This is a genomic window from Pseudoalteromonas sp. AOP7-A1-14 (genome assembly GCF_052376275.1).
Taxonomy (GTDB): Bacteria; Pseudomonadota; Gammaproteobacteria; order Enterobacterales; family Alteromonadaceae; genus Pseudoalteromonas.
This window is the reverse complement of the sequence record NZ_JBQSVO010000073.1, coordinates 1-19,885: the sequence shown is the minus strand read 5'-3', so window position 1 is coordinate 19,885 and position 19,885 is coordinate 1. Positions and strand designations below refer to the sequence as shown.

Sequence of the window (19,885 nt, the reverse complement as noted above, 5' to 3'; positions counted from 1 at the left end):
GAGATCTATTAGCTTCATTTCTGCATTTTTACTTAGTTCATCAAGCTCTTTATAAAAAACTGCTGGCCACATACTAAAATAATCCACAGCGTCATCTAAACAAAAGTTATCTGTTTGAGAATACCGCCCCTGATACCAAAGAAGCGCAGCAAAGCGTTCTGTAAGAGTAGTGCTGTTAAACAGCGAGTGGCTATCATTGCGCTCACTTTTATCCAGCAATTTATTTAAGTGCTCAATGCTTAAAGTATTTACAGGCGAGGTACTAGCACAAGTTAGCTCAAAACCGCATGAACAATGAGTGATTGACTCATTTTCTATATAGTTAATTGGAGCGCAGCATTCAGAGCAGTTATGAGCCAAAGTACACTGATGTTTAGTACATGCATCTACCCACTTTATGTGCCAGCTTTGTTTTATATAAGCTTCTTCTGCAAGACATTGTGGGCATACCGGAATCGAATCAACGGCTGCCTCGGCGTGATAACGAATAAATTTCTGGGGAATATCTACGCCATTTTTATATAAGGCAGCTGAGGAGTTAAATTTAATATCTGACTTTAACAAAGCCAGTTTTTGTAGCTCGTATCGAGGTAAATCTAATAATGTTTCGAGTAAACCTAAAGCCCGCATCCTAAAGTGGCTATTATGCTTGGCGTGGTATACGTTGAGTCTTTTTAAATCTATCGGGAATGCACCATGCGCCTCAAAATCAAGCTCATGTAGCTCTTCGCGAATAGCTAAGCTTAGCTCTTGATACGAATCGAAAAAATTCTCTGAAACGACCCGTAATAAGTAACTTTCCAACGATTCGTCAGAAAATGCCCGAGCCTTGGGAGAAAATAGAAAAGCCATCCAACACCTTAAAACTTAGTAATCCTAAGCTAAAAGATAAAGCCATCCCATTTAATATGCAAGCCACATCATAAATAATATTATTGTATAGCTGCCCTATATACTATTACTGACTCTTAATAGCGCTATATAGGTTTATGATTTTTCTGTTAGATTAACAGTTCTAATAAATCCTTCATTTTCAATTTCATAACTGACTTCACGCACATGATTAACTACATAACAGCTACAATTCCATCTTTCATAAGAAACTGAAATTATTTTTCCCTCAAGATAACGCTCATTTTCAGAGCCTACCGACATTAGAACTTCTACATCGTCACCACTTCCAAGATCCTCCCTATCACACTTCATAGGATACAACTTACCATTTGGAGATAGTTGAACAAATGCTATTCGCTGTAGTTTGGATCTTGTCATTGGATAACCTTTACTATCTTTTATAAGGTTGGTTGAAATTATTTAACAAAAAGAAAAATAAATGATTAAGCTAATTTGTATAAGTTTCCATAATTATACTTATCAATTCTCCGTCATTTAATTCTTCATCAGGAACTTCAAAGTTTTGAGCTATCATAGCCATTTTTTTTACTAGCATACGGGTAATAATAGGGTTATATGTTTGCATGTACTCAATAGCATCAGTAAAGGCTTGCTCTTGAAAATCAACTGACTGTTCAGTCTTTAGCTGTATGGCTTTAAAAAATGATAAATTGTGATCATACCCATCTTTTTCAATTAAACCTTGAAGGTAAAGGGCCATTGCAGCGGCCCTCCTAGCGTAACCATATGTCATCTGAATCAACTTTGAACTAGCCATGATGCCTTCTGTTGACTCACCAAGATCATTAATTATATCTACAAACATATAACCTGTTTGATTTTGCTTTTTAACAACATCTAGTAGCTTTGCTTTATTTTTAACCTTTGGCATAAATAATTTTTTTAAAAAGCTACCCGTACTACTTAATGCTTCAACCTCAGCCAAAATTTGGCTAAAAGGTAGTGCCGTATTTATGCTGAACCACCAGTATCCTTGTGGTGAGTAGCCTGTTTGCCTTCCCTCAAAACAAGTGTCATTACTAAAAGGGTTTTCTCCTTTTTTCCAAGCTGATAATGGCAACTGTATGCTTTGCTCCGGCATTGTAACAATCCCCTGATAAACTCCATTTTTGTAAGTTACCTTTAAAATATGATTTGTTTTTGTATCTTTTACAGTAAAGCCACTTTTAGTAATTTTATAGTTTTTAGCCATTAGTCAAATTCCTTTTAATTTAAGTTTTGAGTGTGTTATTACCCGAAAAACGGGTCTATCTTTTGTACTAGTTTTTAACAAAAATAAATTTAGTGAATCACGTAATAAGTTATCTCATGAGCTACACATTCAATTTTACTTTCAAAACGTCCACTCATTCACACTTATAAATTTCTCTAATTATCTTTAACTCTATTTATTTTAAAACTCTGCGCTTGCTCAAATATTTCTTTGTACACTTCATCATGGCTGATTGGTGGGTATTTAAATTTAGCGAGTATCAAAATCAGCTCTACTTTTAGGGATGATTTAATATCGTCGCGGTGGTTCCAATCTACAAATTTTACTTTGTCGTCTACAATTACTTTTACCGCTTGGGCGAGCTCGATTAGCTTATCTTCGGGGTAGTCGAAATCGTATTTGATTGCGAGTGCTTTTAACGCGTCGTAAAATCCTTTTTCTTCAATATCAATTCCTAGCTCGTCGCCGGCGTTCATTTCGTCGCGTACGCTGTAAATCATATCAACCATACTTTCTGAAAAATCATCAAGTACGCTACTTACCAGTACGTCATCTTCTTTTCGCTCGTTGTAGCGCTGTACCAGCGATTCAAAGCGTTTAGTAAAGTCGATACCTTGGGTTTGATTTACTTTTTTAAGCTCACCTATGGCTTTGGCTAGCATTTGTTGCAGTATTTTAATTTTAGTATTGGGGAGTTTTATTTTTTCTATTTTGGCGATGTAGTCGTCATTAAAAATGTCGATTTCACCGCCGTCTTCATTACCGAGTTTAAATACTTCTTCTACGCCGTCGCTTTGTAGGGCTTCGCTTATCATTTCACGTACTTTGGCGTTCATTTGCGCAGTATCGGGCGCTTCACCTTTGGTTAGTTTGTAAATAATAGAGCGAATGGCAAGGTAAAAGTGAATGTGGTTACGCTCACTCTCGTTAATTTTTTCACTGCCGCAACAAACATCGTAAGCGGCTTTAAGACGCTTAACTAAATCCATAAAGCGCTTTTGGCGTTTTTCGGTAATAAGTGCAAACTCAGCGGCGTGGTTTAAACAATTAAGTTGGGCAACGGCTTCACCGGTAAAGTATGGGCTGCTGTCAAATTTATGAAATAACTCTGCAAGTAACGCTAAGTGGTTTTTTACTTCAATAACCGAGGCGGTAATATCTTCAAAGTTGGTTTCGTCTGTTTTTGAATACTGCGCTAGGGCTTTGTTCATTTCAGATTTAATACCAATATAATCTACCACTAAGCCTTTGTCTTTACCTTCAAACTGGCGGTTAACCCGCGAAATAGTTTGTATTAAGCTGTGCTTTTGCAGTGGCTTATCTATGTACATGGTGTCTAAAAATGGCACGTCAAAACCGGTTAGCCACATATCTACTACTATGGCAATTTTGAAGTTTGAATTTTTGTTTTTAAATTGCTTATCAAGCTCTTTACGTTCGTCTTTACTGCCAAGTAAATTATATAAGCGCTCAACGTCGTCTTTACCACGCGTCATCACCATTTTTACTTTTTCAGAAGGAGCTGCAATACGGCCTTCGCTAATGGCGCGCTTTCGCTCGGTATCTGATAGCTTTTGCGCGTTGTCCTTCTCGTTTAAAGAGTCGACTACATCAAACCAATGTGGGCGTAGTTCTTCTAGTTCTTGATACAACTGATAGGCAATGCCTCGCGAGCTACACACAAACATCGCCTTTCCTGCGACCGTAGAGCCTTCCTCAACGCGTTTTTCATAATGTTCAACAAAGTCCCTTGCTAACACTTTAATGCGGTCAGGATCGCCTAGAATGCTATTCATGTTAGCGGTGGCTTTTTTACTGTCTTCTATTTGCAGCTCGTTACTGCCTGCATCGGCGCATTCTTTGTAATAAGCTTCAATTTCAGCCAGCTTGCTATTGTTTAAACACACCTTAGCGGCGCGGCCTTCGTAAACAATGCGTACGGTTATTTCATCTTTAACCGACTCAGTCATGGTGTACGAGTCAACTACTTCACCAAACACGTCCAGCGTGGCGTCCACTGGCGTGCCAGTAAAACCAACGTAAGTAGCATTGGGCAGTGAGTCGTGCAGGTATTTAGCAAAACCAAAGGTCTTTTTTACACCTTTTTCGGTAATGGTAATTTTTTGATCAAGATTAACTTGGCTACGATGCGCCTCATCAGAAATACAAATAACGTTAGTGCGGTCGGTTAATAACTGGGTGTCTTCGGTAAACTTATGAATGGTGGTTAAAAATACACCGCCACTGTTACGCCCTTCAAGTAATTCGCGTAAGTGAGTACGGCTGGCAACAGTTTTAACTGTGTCGTCGCCAATGTAGTTTTTAGCATTACCAAACTGCTGCGAAAGTTGATCGTCTAAATCGGTTCGGTCGGTAATTAAAATAATGGTGGGGCTTTTAAGTTCAACGCTTTTCATCAACAAGCGTGTTAAAAATTGCATGGTGTAACTTTTACCGCAACCCGTTGCGCCAAAGTACGTACCGCCTTTACCATCGCCTTGGGGCTTTAAATGCTGTTTTATATTGTCGAACAGTTTATTAGCCGCATAATATTGCGGGTAACGCGGCACAATTTTTATCTCTTTTTTACCCGCGTTTTTATTATCAGAATCGGGGAAGAATACAAAATTGCGCATTACATCGCGCAAGCGCGCTTTGTCAAACAAGCCCTGCAATAAGGTATGTAACGAGTTAATCCCCTCTTGCGCGGTTAGTTCTTGCCCCGTTACTTTACCCCACGAGTAAAAAAACTGGTACGGCGCAAATAAGTTACCCATTTTGTTGTTTACGCCATCGCTTATAACGCACAGGGTATTAAACACAAATAACTGCGGAATAGCGCGGCGGTAGCGCACCGTTAACTGCTCATACGCTTCAAATATAGGGGCTTGTTCGCGTATTGCGCTTTTAAATTCAAACACCACCAACGGCAAGCCGTTTACATATAAAATGCCATCGGGAATGCGCAGTTCAATATTGTCGTAGCTTGTGGGGCTTTCTATTTCTAACTGAGTAACAAACCGATAAATGTTATCGTCTCGCAGATAAGTCACGCTTGCTTCATTCACGTTATTCAAAGCAACATCAGCCATAGCACTGCCTGCTGCTAAGCTACTTTTAATGCCTTGCTCAACGTTGTCGTAATCTAGCAGCTGAATATACAAATCTTTTTGCGCTGCGTTGCCTGCTACCTTGCCTCGCTCGCGGCTCAATAAAAAGCCATCACTCAGCCATTTACAAAAGGTTTTATTGCTCTCGTATAAATCACTGGCAGGCAGCTTTTCAAGCTTGGCAATTATTGAGTCTACCTCACCCGCTGTAATATTATTTTTAGCGTAACGCTTAGTTAAAAAAGCACGCAAGTCTTCTTTTATCAGTACATCGCTATTATTGCGGCTAAGCTCACCGCCCAATAAATGCGGATAGCCTTGCTCGCCTAATAGCTCAACCACCGCTTGTTCTAATTTGGCTTCAGTAAATTTCATCAAACATCCTTATTCTTGTTTTTGTGGCCTTTAAACGCTCAGCTTAGGTTATTAATCTAATGTTTTTTCATCAGTGGCTTCATCGGGTATTTGCAATTCACCAGAGATGAGTTTGGGTAGTAAAGTGTCGCGGAGTTTTGTTAGAGTTTTATTTTGAATTCTCACTCTTATACTCTGATCTATTAAAGAAGTAATTTTACCGCCTAGCATCATACTTTCATCTTTTGGTATTACACACATCGCCTGAGATAAATGTTCTCGTTTTATATGGCCCATAGTAACGGCCTTGTCAGCTGCAATCTTTTGAAACTGCTTTAGGTGAAATAAAGTATATTGATAATAAAACCACTTAGGGAACTCTTCAGACGTAACTTTAAATAGATGCTGATTCAATGCCGCTTTCCCACCACACCAAGTATCGACCAATAACGAACCTGACCATGAAAAGACCACATCACCGTCATCGACAATACAGGATTGCTTGATAGAGGCTTTCGCTAACTCTTTGCCATCAGTAAAACCTGCTCTTAATTGTGCTATTTTGAGTACTGGTAATGATTCTTCGCCTAGTTCAGGTCTAAATTTTTGAAGAGCTAAACCATTTTGATATTTTGCAATTTCATCTAGTGGCTTCACTTCCCAGCCCTTTGGTATCCAGCCTAGTTGTTCGTTGTGTTCGAACTCATTGGGGAAGTGGGCGTGGGCGTTGGCGTGTTGCGCTAATATGTTAGGATTGGCGCTAAAGTTTGCTTTAACGGGTGTTTCAGCGGCTTTTTCTGATATTTGCTCTGCTGCCTGTGTTGTTTCTTTTGTTGGTAGTTGTGCTTGTAACTCGTGAGCGAGCGCAATGAGTGACGCTTTACATTGTGCCGCATTTTCTAAACTATTAAGTGCCGCCAAGCGGCGCTGCGCTTTTTGTTTTAACTCGTCAGGCAGACTAGTTTCAAGGTTTTCTAACTTAAAATCAGCGCTAGCAAGTAAGTTGTCGAATACAGGATCAAAATCAACAAACCAGCTTTTAAATAAAGCCTGCGCCATTTGTTCTAGGGTTTGGTTGGTTTGATGATTAATCAAACTTTTTTCCTCAAGCTTTTTAGATATTGAACAGAGGCGCTCTCTTAAACTTGCAGGAGGCATTGGAATAGGTAACTCGCGTATATCTTTCAAGTTTAGGGTCTTCTGAACAGTCGTGTTTAGTCTTGAGTCAATAATGTGTTTGGAAGGGCCACTTAGCAAAACTATACGCACCCATTGTCGTAATGCTGGATCTTCTAATCTAAGTACAGCAATCGCTCTTGCTGCATTCCAGCCTGACATTTCTTGAGTTGCAATAACGCAATCTCCGGGATTTCCTACCAATGTAATAAGAAGCTCCTCACCAGATAGACGAGTTCTTTTGTACTCTTCGTCAACATCCGCCGAAATACAAAAATCTGGTTTTGATGCTACTCCTCCATTTTTTACATCACTGACTCTTATCAGTGGTATCCCATCATCATAGTGTTTCCCTGGGTACATCACCCCAACAGACATAGACTTTGGGTTTTGCAGAAGACTACTTAAAGAAACTAGACTCCAACCCTCAGGGATTATACCTCCAGATGATTCCCATAATAACTTTTGCTTATCGGCCATAACCCAACGCCTCCAAGTTTTTACGAATCGCTTTATCAAGCTCATCGCTTTGGCTCATTTGGCTGTAAAGCGTTTGGCTAAGCTCAGTCATTTTAGTCTCGAACGAGATACCATCATCTACAATATCGGCAGCGCCTACATAGCGCCCTGGGGTCAGTACGTAGTCGTTCGCTTTTATATCGGCAAGGGTGGCTGATTTACAGTAACCGGCGATATCTGCATATTCTTGCTCTGTATTTGTGTTTAGCTCTTCGCCACGCCAAAGGTGGTAGGTTTCGGTTATTTTAGCTATGTCGTCGTTGGTGAGCTCTTTTAGGGTACGATTTACCATAGAGCCCATTTCGCGGGCGTCTATAAATAGGGTTTCGCCTTGGCGGTCGCGGCGCTTTAATAAGCCTTTTTCGTTATTACCGCGTTTGTCTTTACTTATAAACCATAAACACACCGGAATTTGCGTGGTGTAAAACAGCTGCCCTGGTAGGGCTATCATGCAATCGACTAAATCGTTTTCGATTATTTTTTGGCGAATATCGCCCTCGCCACTGGTGTTAGAACTCATTGACCCATTAGCGAGTACAAAGCCTGCGGTGCCATGCTCGCTCAATTTTGAGATCATATGCATGATCCACGCATAGTTGGCATTACCGGTAGGCGGTGTTGGGTAACCCGTCCAACGGGCATCGTCGACTAGCTCGTTATCGGCGCGCCACTGTTTTTGGTTAAACGGTGGGTTTGCCATGATGTAATCGGCTTTTAGGTCGGGGTGTTGATCTTTAAAAAAGGTATCGCCCGCTATATCGCCTAAGTTACCCGAAATACCGCGCACAGCAAGGTTCATTTTAGCCAGTTTATAAGTGGTGTTGGTGTACTCTTGCCCATAAATAGACACATTTTTTTGGTTACCGTTATGGCTATTTATAAATTTAAGCGATTGCACAAACATACCGCCCGAGCCACAACAAGGGTCGTAAATTTTACCTTCAAATGGCTCAATCATATCGGCTATGAGGGTAACAATAGACTTAGGCGTATAGAACTCCCCCCCGCCTTTACCTTCAGATGCAGCAAATTTACCTAAAAAGTATTCGTAAACACGGCCAACTAAGTCTTCTTCTGTTTTTTCGTTTTGGTTGGCAATAGTGTCGATATTATTAATGGTATCGATAAGCGCTGAAAGCTTACTGGCATCAAGCCCTAAGCGTGAAAAGTAGTTATCTGGCAATGCGCCAGCGAGTGATTTATTGTTTTTTTCAACCGCGTGTAGTGCGGTATCTATTTTAACGGCTATATCGCCTTGCTTGGCGTTGGTTTGAATGTACGACCAGCGTGCGTCTTCTGGTAGGTAAAACACGTTATCCATCGCGTAAAAGTCAACCATGTCGATGTACTCATCACCGTACTCGCTAGCAATGGCTTTTTTACGCCCTTCAAACTTGTCACTAATAAATTTAAGAAAGATTAAGCTTAAAACAATGTGCTTATATTCGGCTGACTCAACACTCCCGCGCAGTTTATTGGCGGCGTCCCAAAGGGACTCTTCAAACCCGACTTGTGTTTTTTTTGTGGCTTTTTTTGTTGCAGGCTTTTTTGATGCAGCGTCCATGTGGTCTCTCTTTGCAAGAATATCAATATAATTATTGGCTTATCATACCGCAAAGGTCGTGGTTTTTTGAGCGTTAATTAGTAATAAATTGCTATTAGAAGATAGGAGTAATTGTATGTATTATTCCCTTAAGAGAATGGCTCTTTATAAACTATATTTTGATTTACGGAAACTATAAATATATTAGCTATAAAGCATTCACTAAAATGCTATAGCTAAACCTAAATAACTTTAGATTAACTTAGATATCCCTGAAGCTTTTACTTTTATTCCAGACTCTTCAGCTTCATGCTCTCCCATATTAATAATATCTTCAAATATTCCTAAAAATTGGCTTGGCGCCTTGTTTAGTCTGAGCCCTATGTAGGTGCCAGCAAAATTAAGGGTTTGCTTATTTATGGTTCTACCTTGCGATACAATTTTTGCACTGCCGCTACCGAGCATAAACCAACCGAATGAAGAGACTAATTGCTCTAATACATATAGTCCAAACCCCGAGTTTTTATAAATATTTTCAGACTCAACGATTTCAGTCGTACCTGAGACACCTGGCTTTATAGCATTCAGTAGCGCATCTATTTCTGATTCAAATTTAAATGAACGACCTAGAGAAGATGATATTCCAACCCCCTCATCTATTACAGCGACTTCAACACGCCCATTCACCCATCGTTGCCCACATAAATAACATTCATTTGTTAACGAATGCTCAAATACATTTCTTACGATCTCTCTTAGTGCATAGCGATAAAGCCTATTTTCTTCTGTTTCCAGTTGCGTCCCTGATAGCAAATTTGCAAAGCGCCTGACCTTACCTGTGATTTCGTCATACCACTGTTGAATATTTTGTGTTTGTAAATCAAACACTGGCTTTTCTATTCTGGTTATTGGTAGGTAAGTCATGGAACCTTGAGCCTCACCAACTTCATTTCCTTCATCCATACCAATAAAATCAAAAAAACCTAAATGGCGAAGATAACTATGCGCATCGCCAGAACTATCGTGACCTTTTATTCTTGTGCTTAATCCGCTTTCTCTCCTGTATTTTATCCATTTTCGAATTTTAGAACCTGCGATCAGCATCCCACCTGGGTACGAAAACTTCAAGGTAGTGCAATCGATTAAAATTTCTGGTGTATTCTGGTTGTCTTCTAACTCATTAAAAAAAGATTTGAGTGTATCTCGGCCTAAATTCCGAGGAAAAAGTATGGTCTTCATTGCGTTTCTACTCACTAATCCGCTGTGCTAATAGTTACAAACGATATAATTCACTTTAAAATTAGGGCTGTTTTACTTCATAACCCTTAGCTGAAGAAATGGCCCATGTATACTCAGAGCCATTTCCACCTAGAATTATATCGAAACCAAAGCCTTTACTCGTTAAAGGAGGGATATTAACCTTACTAATATAATATCTTGAGGTTTCCTTTTTTCCATCTACAGTCGTAATTTTAACCTTTAACTCTGTAACTGTAATTGATTCATTACCATTGTAGATATTACCGGAATAATAATTTGAATAACCTAAACTTGCACGACCGGTTAAGTTTAGCCGTTCTTTAACTCCAAGTTGTTTAATTTCTTTAGGCGTGGTTTGCTTTTTATTTTTTTCGTAACAAGATTTATGGATTAACTTTGCACCAACATCACTTTTGACGCCTTTCATATGCTCAAGAATACATTCATCATAAGTTACAGGCTTTCTATCACAGCCCAATAAAAATAAAGTAACTAATATTAATGGGATAATTCTCATAAACGTCCTTATTTATATGATAAATAAACTAAAAACTTTTCTCGAATTACAAGATTTACTATTCTGATTCTAGTAGTTGAATAAGCTTACGCTTGCCTTCTTCGTCAAGCTTTTCGATTAAACAGGCAAGGGTTGCGCTTTCTTCTGATTCACAAAAAAAGTAATTTACGGGAACATTTAGCTCGGTCGCTAGCTTTTTTAAAGTTGCTAAGTCGGGCATATGGCGACCCGTTTCGTAATGGTTCATCCTGCCGCTAGCAGAGCTTGGGTCCATTCCCATTTTAATACCTAACTCTTTTTGGCTTATTTTCATTCGTTTTCGAGCCTCTTTAAGACGCTCTGTAAAAAAGGATTTAACCTGCACCGTTGCTTCATCTTGGTAACTCTCACATTTAAATGATTGTCTAGTTTTTACATGAGCATGTATACTTAGGAATCCTAAGTTTATGGCGAGTAGTAAGGTTTAGCAATGAGTAAGCAAGCGAATATGAATGTATTTTTACATTTTCTTTTGGTAATCAAGCAGATGAATAATTTCACTGTAACAGAGGCGAAAGATGCTTTATTGCATGAACAATCTGAGTTTACCGATGCGGTAGAAACCCGAAAGTTTATATATCGTCAATTAACTCGCAATGTTGCAAAAGGACTCTTAAAACGAACCAATAAAGTAAACAAGGGATATAAGGAAGTTATTTATTCAAAAACAGAGCTTTTTTTAAATTTAGAAATTGTGCCGAGTTCAAGAGGAAGTAGTGCAAAAAGCATTGAGATTATTAATAATAACTCTACTAACGCCAAAGTTGAAAAGCTTCAAATTACAGAGTACCAAGATGAGCTTAAAAAAGATTTATTAACATACGAAATTGATTTAAATACCGTGCTTGAAGAAGCTAAAGAGTATAAACGCCTTACTGCGCGTTACCCTAAACTACATGAACAATTGCAGCTACATCACACTCAGGCTAAAGAAAAATCGATTAAATTACTCGGTAAAATAAATGCTTTGCAAACTTTATTGGGTAATGAAAAAATTGAAAAGCCGCTATGTTGAGGGCTTGGCAAACAGCCTGCTTATCGGCAGTTAAAAAGCATTATTCCCAAAGCTATAAGCACTTTTTTTGTTTAGCTACACCAGGGGCTGGTAAAACTGTGTTGGCAGCAAAAGTAGCCGCTTATTTATTTGAAACTAAGCAAATAGACTTTGTGATTTGTTTTTCACCCTCTAGCGAGGTGGCCAATGGTATTAGAAAGACCTTTGCTAAACGGTTAAATTGTAATTTTGACGGTGTTATTGGCTCAGTTGGTTGCTCGTATACTTATCAAAATATGCGCTTTTTTAATGACGACTACTGGAAGTTATTAAGGAACAACCGCGTGTTAGTGGTGTTTGATGAAATACACCACTGTGCTGGTTCAAGCATTGAGGATGCCAATATATGGGGACAAGATATTGTTAAAAACATTCAACAGCACGCTGCTTTTACGTTAGCGTTGACAGGCACACCTTGGCGCTCTGACCTTCTTCCTATCGCGCTGGCAACTTATAGCGACCCTGATAATAAAATAATATGTAATTACACTTACTCGCTGCAACAGGCCGTAAATGATGGGGTATGTCGCAACCCTAAAATTGTTTTAGTTGATAATGAAGAAATATCGGTAACAACCACGAAACAGGAAACTAAAACCTATAACTCATTAAAGTCTTTGTTAAAAGATCCATCAATTTCTTACCAAGATCTAATTAAGCACGAAGCTGTCATTAATTACATTGTTGCTCAAGGTGTAAGCAAACTTGCCACTATTAGGCAGCAGAATAGTAATGCCGCAGGGTTAATTGTTGCCTCTTCTGTTGAACATGCAGAGCAAATAGTTACGGTACTCACAGAGTTTTTCCATCAATCAGCAACCATAGTTACTTACAAAGAAAGTGATGCTGGCGATAGAATCAGCCATTTTCGCTTAAGCAACACACAATGGATTGTAAGCGTTGGAATGGTGTCGGAAGGCACTGACATACCAAGACTACAAGTATGTTGCCATTTAAGCAGAGTTAAAACCGAGCTTTATTTCAGGCAGGTACTTGGCCGTATATTAAGAGTAAACAGCTCGCCCAACCAAGAAGCTTGGCTATTCACCCTCGCCGAAGAAACACTAAGCACCTTTGCAAATAGAATTGACCAAGAGTTACCCGACACTTGCGTATTGATAAGAAATAATGCCATAGCTAATGAGTATCTTGGAACAGAGAACCATAAAAAGACATACTCCACGCGGTCCGGTAGTCAGCCGGTTGCTCAAATTGATGATTTATTTTTTTCATGGGAAGAAAAAGAACCTAGTCAGCTGAAGACTGAACCTAAAGAATCAAGTTATTTACATGCCTTTGGTGGGTTTAGAGAGCGGGTTATTGAGGCTTTTGTAATAGGGTAATTTAGAGTGATTCATATATCACAATAGAGTTTTAATGGTTAGGCTTAGGTTTCATCTGGCAGGCCCCTATGAGCGAAGCAGACGGTCAGATAAACTCGTTTTTGGACAGTTTCGTTTTAGAACTAGTGCTCCATAGTGTATCTGTTAGATTAGGAAAAGTAGGTTGCTCCCTTGGGCGTTTGTTAAAACTACGCTAGGTTAGGTGTCTAACATATCCCATTCGTCGCCAAGAACCCAACGTAAGGCTGATAATTTGCCATTTATCATACCCCATTCAAAGTCCGACCACGGACCGGTGTCCTCATACTTACTTTCGACTTTTTGTGCAGATTTAATTGCACCCTCTAGGATATGTTCATGTATGACAGCACTTCCGTACCGTTCGGTACCCTCCGGCACAACTTCAATTTCACCATGTTCGATCTGCCACATCCTATTCTGGTGTCTGTTGTACCAAACTTTATCCACCAACTCGTCCATTACATCAAGAATTTCTCGTAAGCCACGAGTTTCTTCAGTGTAATCGTACTCAAACTCGATCTCAGCCAACACATCCTCATCAATGATGTTCAAAGCTGATGCAAGATTATTGAAATAATGAACATTTTCACGATTAAAAATATCGTCGAAGTCTTCATGTGGTTTTCTATGGTCTTTGGCTGAAAAATCATTGTGATTGTGAGTGATAAAGAAGCAGCTATCAGTAGCATCAACATCAAGCGAAAACTCATAAAACTGCTCGATAATAACAGCGTCTGCAACCGAGTTTTTACTGATATGAAATGGGGCTTTTTTATCCAAGCCACGTTGAACCGCTGCAACTTTTGAACGCTCACTAATATTAATTAGCTCCGCAGACTGGATTAGTTTTTCGACTCTGTTGATTGTGCTGTAATTGGCATCTGTTAATAAAGGCAATCGTGCATTTATGTCATTTAGCACTTCGAGCGTTTGCTCTTGGTTTGCACTAGCGAACTCACTTACCACAGCTTTTACTTGTTTAAACTCTTGAGACAATCGTCTTGCAGTCTTGTTTGCAACATCTTCTTTATTTCTCTCGTACTCTTCAGCAACCAAGTCTGTAACAACCAGTTTCACCACATCGGTTTCGACTAGCTCTTCCAAAGCTGAAACCAAAGCAAGATCTTGCTTTTTCGTTGAAATATCAAGAAATACGCAAGTATCAAGACATATATAATTCATATAACCTCAAATGATGAACTTTTTCAGTAGAGTTAACGCCTCAATCAGAGGCAATAAAATAGCTGGCTAAAATTAGCGACGAAGGAGCAAAATCCAGCTACTTTTTTGTCCTTTGAATGACTTGTATGGATAATAACCCCATAAATTAATTATTATTCTAACCTAGTTCGGGTAATGTGAGGCCCAAGCTTTGGCTGCAACCAAAGCCTTTTATACAGTAGTTCGATTGATTGAAGGCTCCTCTATTGAGAGACCGGTAACAAGTTAGAACGCTGTATAAACTCCAAGCATTAAACTCGGATAGTCAACGGGGCCTCGAGCCCGAATAGCAAGGCAGAGTCAGCTTATTATGAATACAAAAAATAATCAAAATGAAATTAACGTCGGTGTCGATACAGGTAAAACACAACTCGATATTTATATCAGGCCTTTAGACATTTACTTTACTGTAGAAAACAATCAAAGTGGCATTAAACACGCCATTCAAATCTTAATAAAACACCCAGTAACACGCGTTACTATTGAGGCAACTGGACGTCTTGAACAGCCTTTTATTATAGCCTGCGCTGAGGCGAATATTCCCTTCGTTATTGCTAATCCCGTGAACATAAAACGCTTCGCAGGCGCTATCGGCCAAAAAGCAAAAACGGATAAACTTGATGCACAACTTATTGCTCACTTTGGTGAAGCGATTAAACCGCCTTTATCATCTTTAAAGCCAGAGCAAATGCGCTTGATGAGCGATTTATTATCGAGAAGACGCCAGTTAATGGATATGCAAACGATGGAGAAAAATCGCTCTCAAATAATGCCAAAAACACTATCGTCACTCATAAAACCTATCTTAACTGCACTGAAAAACCAAATAGATAAAGTCGATTTAAAACTTCAAAAACTGATTGAAGAATGTGACGAATACAAAGCAAAAAATGCCATTATCCAAAGTGTGCCTGGTGTTGGCAATGTGGTCGCATTTAACTTGCTTAGTGATATGCCTGAGTTAGGTTATGTAAACAACAAAGAGGCAGCTTCTTTAGTGGGTGTAGCCCCATTTAATCGTGAAAGTGGCGTATATCAAGGTAAGCGAATGATACGTGGCGGCCGACCTAAAATAAGAACTGCCATGTATATGGCGATGATGTCAGCCATTCAGTGCAACTCTAAATTTAAAGACCTTTATCAACGCATGGTCAAAGCAGGAAAGCCTAAAAAAGTAGCCATTATTGCGTGTATACGAAAGCTGGTAGTGATCATAAATTCTATGGTGAGGGATGGTGTCATGTGGGATCCTAAAATGGTTTAAAATTAGGAATTGACACCATAGTCACTTGTTAGTTGCCAAATTCTTGCTCAGCCTGATTATAGCTATCATACAATTTTTTAACTCTATCAGTGAGTTCCATTCCTCCCTTGGTGGATCTATCAGTCCAATAATACCCTTCAAGCTCATACACGGGTGAGCCATGAACTTCTAGTGCAAACGACCCATGGTGAATTTCACTTCGTTTCCCTTGTAACTCTATTTTGGGTTCGTTTCGATAAACTCCAACAAGCTTGAATAAATCGTCATCTTCTTGTTGTTCAATACTATGAGCGACTAAAATAGATCGAGACTCTTTAGTCATTAAACGTACGCTTAGAAAAGTCAAAGTTTGTCTAACGACGGCGTAACCGTAAATAGGAGGAGTTTCCTCTCCTGTTTCGGGGTTTATCCAACTGCTTTTCAATTCTACTTTCCACGTGCCCCTAATATCTGGCCGTTTTACATACCAGCCCTTAAAGATTTTCCATGACCACATGTACTTATTAAAAAGGGTAACAAAAATCGCAATTACGCCAACAACCGTGCCGAAAGGTTTTAGAAAGTCAGCATTTAGTACAGGCATGCCTTGAAACCAGAGAGCCAATAGCCAGACAATTATGGTGAGACCTACAAATGACGAAATATGAAGTCTAGTTAGCATTATTCATACCCCACATAATCCCATGCATCACTTATAAACTGATGAGCTCCTTGACGAGTCCAAGGCTGCGAAGAGCGGAATAGATATTTTAGTTCACTAACTTCACCCCACTCACTACATTTTTGATCATTCATAGTATTATTGAATAGTTCAGCAAGAACAGCTCTAACCATTGGCTTGAAAGATTGGTAGCCAAAACATTCATTTGATGCGTTAAACACCAAACATTCAACTAAAAAACTTGGCGTATCTTCAGCAGATTTTATTTTTTTACTTGCCATTTCATTGCAAAGGGTTTTGAGTATTCTTACGACTCGCTTGTATCTTCTAGATGTAGCGTCATTCTTTGCCACTCCATTTTGATAATGCTGTTCAGGCCAATTTCTCACTCTAGGAGGAGTGTAATCATCAGGAATCATTTCAACTCCTGATAAGTAATGAGTTACGGATGTATACCTGCGATGTTCGAAAAATGCAGCTACGTCTGACTCAACTCTATACGTATTCTCTTTGATATCGAATGATTTGCTTCCTCTTGATACAGCTTCTCTACCAAACCTAGAAACAAGAGCTTCTTCAAGCTCATTCTTGAATAATGCATAAGTATAAACGCCGTCACTAAAACTCTTATTTAATTCGGCTTTAACATTATCATCGGGGTATACAGGGAAAAATGTATCAAAACAAACAACACCAATATCAACATCGCTATCTTTTCTAACATTGACACGATTTCGATAAGAGCCTTGTGTAAAAACTTTAATATTTCGATTTCTTAACTTTTCACTATCATGAATTGCTTGTCTAATTTGGCGCTCCGCATTCTCCGCTCGCTCCTGTTCTGTTTTGCTTGGCCCTTGCGACCAAGTTGTAAAAACAGATTCCCAATCCCTGTTCATAAATACTCCATACTACGATGATTTGGCAACTAACAGTGCCTTTTCTGCAGGCGATGTATTTATAAAATTTTCATAAAATACAGACGCCATAGAAGTAACATATTGTTCTATATGTGTATTACATCCTTCCACTCACAAATTGCAGAACATGCCTGGATAATCACAATTGCTCAACTAGGCTCATAATCTGTTATTAGTATATGTAGGTCAAGAGTTGACATGAGAAAGTGGTCAGGAATCCTGAGCTAAACAATTTTGGGGCAAAGGTGAGTTATATTGATAAATCGTCGATGGACAATTATAAGTTAGTGTCGACGGGCGGTTCTGTGCCATACAGCGGTCGTTAACGCTTCGCTAAGCGGAAAATAATGGTTGGCTATAATCGCATAGCGATGACCAACTGTTATTTTTCCGTTTAAGCAACTAGTTAGTTTTTGTCGCCTATAGCATTTACTTCAAAGAAACCGCCACATGGTCGAGTTCCATCTTCAATACCATTACAAAACAAACCTTGAGTTGAAAGGTTGTTTTCAATCATTTTATTAATTACATCGTCTACACGTAAGCTTGGCTTGCTGCATAATTCTTTAGAGCAATATATAGGAGTATTTATATCAGAATAACTTCGTGATATGGGTGGTTCACTACTACCCATTTCGTCGAATTCAAAGATATAATTTTTAGTAATATTTTCTTGATTGGACATATTCACCCTTTTGAAAACTAACAGCTTATTGAACACGGTTTTGGTGGTTTATAACACACCAAAAAGGCCTATATTACATACCCTGATAATTTCACCAATAATTATCATTGTAAACACGTAATTACAATAGCTAGGAATTAAGCTCGTTATTTTGCATCAAAACGACGGATAGTAATGTTATCGGGCAAGGTTAGGCTCCTACTCGAAATAAATTTAACTTTTCAGTGAACAGCCTAGCTTCGCAAAAGTACCAACCGCTGACATTAGCAACGCACTAAAAAAGCCTACGATTGCACCGTGAACCCACATTGAAGACATCGTTCGCCACCATAGTTTTCATTGTAACTAAGCCCTAAACCACTGCCACATTCAGGGCAGAATTCTGATATATCTAGTGATGCCCATTCCCAAACGTCCGCATACTCTGGAATACCATCACTATCATGCCCTATCAGTTCACCAGCATTAGTTTGTTTGGCTATGTAGCTACAGTAACTGTGCACTTTTAGTAGTTCTAAAACTATCTCGTGATTTATTTCGAACCACTCGCCAATAACGTTTACAGTGCTGTATTTCTGATGAAATTCTTTTTCTAGTTTCCGGTCTTTATCGCTGTTGATCCACCCCATAAGAGCTAATCTTCGGGAGTTGCCCGTTTGAAGAGTTTTAAGACGTTGAGTTGGGTTATTACTAATACCGATCTTAACTCTTTGGTTCACCAAGTCTTCATTTTCAATGATAAAGTAGAGTGCCATATATCTCCTTGTAGCCCTAACGGTTCTATAGAAAAACCCCAACAGCCGAATTCAATTAAATAATAAGCTCCTACAGCAAACCTAAGAGCTTTCTCACACTAGGTAATGCATTTTGAACTCATAAAAGCGGTCTATTTTCTTAAAAAAGAGTAATTCTACAGCCTCAACGCCAGCAGCAAGCGCGCCGCTTTTTGGCATCGCCTTGACTGCTTTTGTTAGCCTCTTGCTTCGCGCCCGGGCTCATCTTCGGCTACTCGGTAGCGCCAGTAACGATCCGGCTTTACCCAGACAACATTATGCTCAGTAATGTTCTTAAACTCAGCTAAGACTTCACGACCTAACACAAGATTACCGTCTGCATTTTCGCGCAAGAGCTTTTCGGCACCATCCTTTATAAGATGATCGACCGCATCGTCTTGGTAGATGCAGCCATCTTTTTCAATCTGAGATAGCATCCATGAAGCTGTTTGCTTAGCATCTGTCATGATTAAGACTTATCTACGGATTCTAGGGAGTCGTTAGGAAAATTACCCTGCTCAAGTTTCTTCCCCGCAAACCACTGGCAAATATAGTACGCAGCATGCTGTGACGGTACAGAACGAACAGTCATCTCTGGACCGCCAGACTTGATCTTTACGATATCTCCGACTTCGAAATTAGCGTTTTTTGTCATGAATACACCTCTTATTTTTTCAGTTTATTGACTAACGCCGCGAACAGCTGCGGCTTTGTAGTGGATTGTTTTGCATTGTTATACGCGCCTACTGGTTTAAATAGGGGCTCATTTTGTTTTTTAGCTCTGTTAGCTGCTTGCCAAACCAAAAAAGTGTTTCTTGTGAAATTTTAAACCCTTCAACAAACTCAGGGGTTCCTGAAACCTCCTTTCCATGCTGTTTAAAGCCGGTAATCTTGAATGACTCCGAATGCATTAAGTCAAGAAGCTCGAAAATACTGGAATCTTCAGAAAATAGAAACCTGGATGCTTCTTTACTGGCAATAAAAGAACGGTGGGTTTCTTGGCTAACTTTCTCATCAACAAGCTCCTGATAGAAGCGGAGTGTGTCTGTGTATACAGAAAAGCGCTTATTATAAAGATCAAGATTTAACTTTCTTTTATTAATTGCCATTTGTTGATATGCGATATAAGCCAGAAATGCAGCCATTATCGCTGACGGAATAAGCTCTATTAACTTTGAACAAATCATTTATTGCGACTCATTAATTTCGTATAACGCCACCTTAAGCGGCAAAAAATTGTTTGCTAAAATGTTGAACGAAGTGAAAACAGCAAACTGTTTTTTGTCCGTTTAAAGGT

Annotated in this window: 20 protein-coding genes; 3 read left to right on the top strand and 17 right to left on the bottom strand. The window is 39.2% G+C overall.

Annotated elements, in window-relative coordinates:
* The 9 genes from ACT3RM_RS11830 to ACT3RM_RS11790 form a co-directional block, all read right to left on the bottom strand.
* The coding region (locus tag ACT3RM_RS11830; protein WP_444511380.1) for a TniQ family protein at positions 1 to 852 on the bottom strand (852 nt) is incomplete at its 3' end.
* 135 nt (positions 853 to 987) lie between these two features.
* Positions 988 to 1,272 carry a hypothetical protein gene (locus ACT3RM_RS11825; RefSeq protein WP_182748100.1) on the bottom strand — a complete coding sequence of 95 codons (285 nt, stop codon included), beginning with the start codon at positions 1,270 to 1,272 and terminating at the stop codon, positions 988 to 990.
* Positions 1,273 to 1,342: 70 nt separating this feature from the next.
* Complete coding sequence (locus ACT3RM_RS11820; RefSeq protein ID WP_441995058.1) at positions 1,343 to 2,107, bottom strand: hypothetical protein; 765 nt, start codon at positions 2,105 to 2,107, stop codon at positions 1,343 to 1,345.
* Positions 2,108 to 2,283: 176 nt separating this feature from the next.
* Positions 2,284 to 5,613: a type I restriction endonuclease subunit R gene (locus tag ACT3RM_RS11815; RefSeq protein ID WP_441995869.1), complete on the bottom strand. Its 3,330-nt coding sequence runs from the start codon at positions 5,611 to 5,613 to the stop codon at positions 2,284 to 2,286.
* Positions 5,614 to 5,664: 51 nt separating this feature from the next.
* Positions 5,665 to 7,248, bottom strand: coding sequence for a restriction endonuclease subunit S (locus ACT3RM_RS11810; RefSeq protein WP_441995867.1), 1,584 nt, complete (start codon positions 7,246 to 7,248; stop codon positions 5,665 to 5,667).
* Positions 7,238 to 8,851 (bottom strand): N-6 DNA methylase, encoded by a 1,614-nt coding sequence (locus ACT3RM_RS11805; RefSeq protein ID WP_441995866.1) that lies wholly within the window; start codon positions 8,849 to 8,851, stop codon positions 7,238 to 7,240. The genes ACT3RM_RS11810 and ACT3RM_RS11805 overlap by 11 nt, the downstream gene beginning before the upstream one ends.
* Positions 8,852 to 9,082: 231 nt before the next feature.
* Positions 9,083 to 10,069, bottom strand: a complete 987-nt coding sequence (locus tag ACT3RM_RS11800) for an ATP-binding protein (protein ID WP_441995243.1) — start codon at positions 10,067 to 10,069, stop codon at positions 9,083 to 9,085.
* A gap of 61 nt (positions 10,070 to 10,130) precedes the next feature.
* Positions 10,131 to 10,607, bottom strand: coding sequence for a hypothetical protein (locus ACT3RM_RS11795; protein WP_441995245.1), 477 nt, complete (start codon positions 10,605 to 10,607; stop codon positions 10,131 to 10,133).
* A 58-nt stretch (positions 10,608 to 10,665) separates the two neighbouring features.
* On the bottom strand, positions 10,666 to 10,920 hold the full coding sequence (locus ACT3RM_RS11790) for a helix-turn-helix domain-containing protein (RefSeq protein WP_010554104.1): 255 nt from the start codon (positions 10,918 to 10,920) through the stop codon (positions 10,666 to 10,668).
* 156 nt (positions 10,921 to 11,076) lie between these two features.
* Between ACT3RM_RS11790 and ACT3RM_RS11785 the strand changes: the two genes are divergently transcribed.
* Both ACT3RM_RS11785 and ACT3RM_RS11780 read left to right on the top strand, forming a co-directional pair.
* Positions 11,077 to 11,661 (top strand): hypothetical protein, encoded by a 585-nt coding sequence (locus tag ACT3RM_RS11785; protein WP_441995247.1) that lies wholly within the window; start codon positions 11,077 to 11,079, stop codon positions 11,659 to 11,661.
* Positions 11,655 to 13,043 (top strand): DEAD/DEAH box helicase, encoded by a 1,389-nt coding sequence (locus ACT3RM_RS11780; protein WP_441993643.1) that lies wholly within the window; start codon positions 11,655 to 11,657, stop codon positions 13,041 to 13,043. Before ACT3RM_RS11785 ends, ACT3RM_RS11780 begins: the two co-directional genes overlap by 7 nt.
* A 198-nt stretch (positions 13,044 to 13,241) precedes the next feature.
* Here ACT3RM_RS11780 and ACT3RM_RS11775 read toward each other — a convergent pair whose 3' ends face one another.
* Positions 13,242 to 14,246: a PIN domain-containing protein gene (locus tag ACT3RM_RS11775; RefSeq protein WP_036972188.1), complete on the bottom strand. Its 1,005-nt coding sequence runs from the start codon at positions 14,244 to 14,246 to the stop codon at positions 13,242 to 13,244.
* Positions 14,247 to 14,595: 349 nt separating this feature from the next.
* Between ACT3RM_RS11775 and ACT3RM_RS11770 the strand changes: the two genes are divergently transcribed.
* Positions 14,596 to 15,549: an IS110 family transposase gene (locus tag ACT3RM_RS11770; RefSeq protein ID WP_441995249.1), complete on the top strand. Its 954-nt coding sequence runs from the start codon at positions 14,596 to 14,598 to the stop codon at positions 15,547 to 15,549.
* A gap of 28 nt (positions 15,550 to 15,577) precedes the next feature.
* Here the strand turns inward: ACT3RM_RS11770 and ACT3RM_RS11765 are convergent, their stop codons facing one another.
* From ACT3RM_RS11765 to ACT3RM_RS11735, 7 genes are all read right to left on the bottom strand, one after another.
* The gene (locus tag ACT3RM_RS11765) at positions 15,578 to 16,045 is read right to left on the bottom strand and encodes a Cap15 family cyclic dinucleotide receptor domain-containing protein (protein WP_441995872.1); all 468 of its coding nucleotides are present in this window, start codon (positions 16,043 to 16,045) and stop codon (positions 15,578 to 15,580) included.
* Between the two features lie 164 nt (positions 16,046 to 16,209).
* Entirely contained in the window at positions 16,210 to 17,109 is a 900-nt protein-coding gene (locus tag ACT3RM_RS11760) for a nucleotidyltransferase domain-containing protein (protein WP_182724184.1), read from the bottom strand.
* Between the two features lie 427 nt (positions 17,110 to 17,536).
* On the bottom strand, positions 17,537 to 17,815 hold the full coding sequence (locus ACT3RM_RS11755) for a hypothetical protein (protein ID WP_441995251.1): 279 nt from the start codon (positions 17,813 to 17,815) through the stop codon (positions 17,537 to 17,539).
* 284 nt (positions 17,816 to 18,099) lie between these two features.
* Entirely contained in the window at positions 18,100 to 18,570 is a 471-nt protein-coding gene (locus tag ACT3RM_RS11750; RefSeq protein ID WP_197182804.1) for a GIY-YIG nuclease family protein, read from the bottom strand.
* Positions 18,571 to 18,785: 215 nt separating this feature from the next.
* Entirely contained in the window at positions 18,786 to 19,055 is a 270-nt protein-coding gene (locus tag ACT3RM_RS11745; protein ID WP_441995864.1) for a DUF6953 family protein, read from the bottom strand.
* Between the two features lie 2 nt (positions 19,056 to 19,057).
* Positions 19,058 to 19,243 (bottom strand): YodC family protein, encoded by a 186-nt coding sequence (locus tag ACT3RM_RS11740; protein ID WP_192532827.1) that lies wholly within the window; start codon positions 19,241 to 19,243, stop codon positions 19,058 to 19,060.
* 88 nt (positions 19,244 to 19,331) lie between these two features.
* The gene (locus ACT3RM_RS11735; RefSeq protein WP_441995862.1) at positions 19,332 to 19,775 is read right to left on the bottom strand and encodes a hypothetical protein; all 444 of its coding nucleotides are present in this window, start codon (positions 19,773 to 19,775) and stop codon (positions 19,332 to 19,334) included.
* Positions 19,776 to 19,885: the final 110 nt, after the last annotated feature.

Excerpts from the sequence above, each read along its gene's own strand:
- ACT3RM_RS11805 (WP_441995866.1), bottom strand. The coding sequence starts at position 8,851 with ATGGACGCTGCATCAAAAAAGCCTGCAACAAAAAAAGCCACAAAAAAA.
- ACT3RM_RS11775 (WP_036972188.1), bottom strand. The coding sequence starts at position 14,246 with ATGAATTATATATGTCTTGATACTTGCGTATTTCTTGATATTTCAACG.
- ACT3RM_RS11815 (WP_441995869.1), bottom strand. The coding sequence starts at position 5,613 with ATGAAATTTACTGAAGCCAAATTAGAACAAGCGGTGGTTGAGCTATTA.
- ACT3RM_RS11790 (WP_010554104.1), bottom strand. The coding sequence starts at position 10,920 with ATGAAAATAAGCCAAAAAGAGTTAGGTATTAAAATGGGAATGGACCCA.
- ACT3RM_RS11800 (WP_441995243.1), bottom strand. The coding sequence starts at position 10,069 with ATGAAGACCATACTTTTTCCTCGGAATTTAGGCCGAGATACACTCAAA.
- ACT3RM_RS11760 (WP_182724184.1), bottom strand. The coding sequence starts at position 17,109 with ATGAACAGGGATTGGGAATCTGTTTTTACAACTTGGTCGCAAGGGCCA.
- ACT3RM_RS11735 (WP_441995862.1), bottom strand. The coding sequence starts at position 19,775 with ATGATTTGTTCAAAGTTAATAGAGCTTATTCCGTCAGCGATAATGGCT.
- ACT3RM_RS11740 (WP_192532827.1), bottom strand. The coding sequence starts at position 19,243 with ATGACAAAAAACGCTAATTTCGAAGTCGGAGATATCGTAAAGATCAAG.
- ACT3RM_RS11780 (WP_441993643.1), top strand. The coding sequence starts at position 11,655 with ATGTTGAGGGCTTGGCAAACAGCCTGCTTATCGGCAGTTAAAAAGCAT.
- ACT3RM_RS11820 (WP_441995058.1), bottom strand. The coding sequence starts at position 2,107 with ATGGCTAAAAACTATAAAATTACTAAAAGTGGCTTTACTGTAAAAGAT.
- ACT3RM_RS11825 (WP_182748100.1), bottom strand. The coding sequence starts at position 1,272 with ATGACAAGATCCAAACTACAGCGAATAGCATTTGTTCAACTATCTCCA.
- ACT3RM_RS11765 (WP_441995872.1), bottom strand. The coding sequence starts at position 16,045 with ATGTGGTCATGGAAAATCTTTAAGGGCTGGTATGTAAAACGGCCAGAT.
- ACT3RM_RS11795 (WP_441995245.1), bottom strand. The coding sequence starts at position 10,607 with ATGAGAATTATCCCATTAATATTAGTTACTTTATTTTTATTGGGCTGT.
- ACT3RM_RS11810 (WP_441995867.1), bottom strand. The coding sequence starts at position 7,248 with ATGGCCGATAAGCAAAAGTTATTATGGGAATCATCTGGAGGTATAATC.
- ACT3RM_RS11770 (WP_441995249.1), top strand. The coding sequence starts at position 14,596 with ATGAATACAAAAAATAATCAAAATGAAATTAACGTCGGTGTCGATACA.
- ACT3RM_RS11755 (WP_441995251.1), bottom strand. The coding sequence starts at position 17,815 with ATGTCCAATCAAGAAAATATTACTAAAAATTATATCTTTGAATTCGAC.
- ACT3RM_RS11750 (WP_197182804.1), bottom strand. The coding sequence starts at position 18,570 with ATGGCACTCTACTTTATCATTGAAAATGAAGACTTGGTGAACCAAAGA.
- ACT3RM_RS11785 (WP_441995247.1), top strand. The coding sequence starts at position 11,077 with ATGAGTAAGCAAGCGAATATGAATGTATTTTTACATTTTCTTTTGGTA.
- ACT3RM_RS11745 (WP_441995864.1), bottom strand. The coding sequence starts at position 19,055 with ATGACAGATGCTAAGCAAACAGCTTCATGGATGCTATCTCAGATTGAA.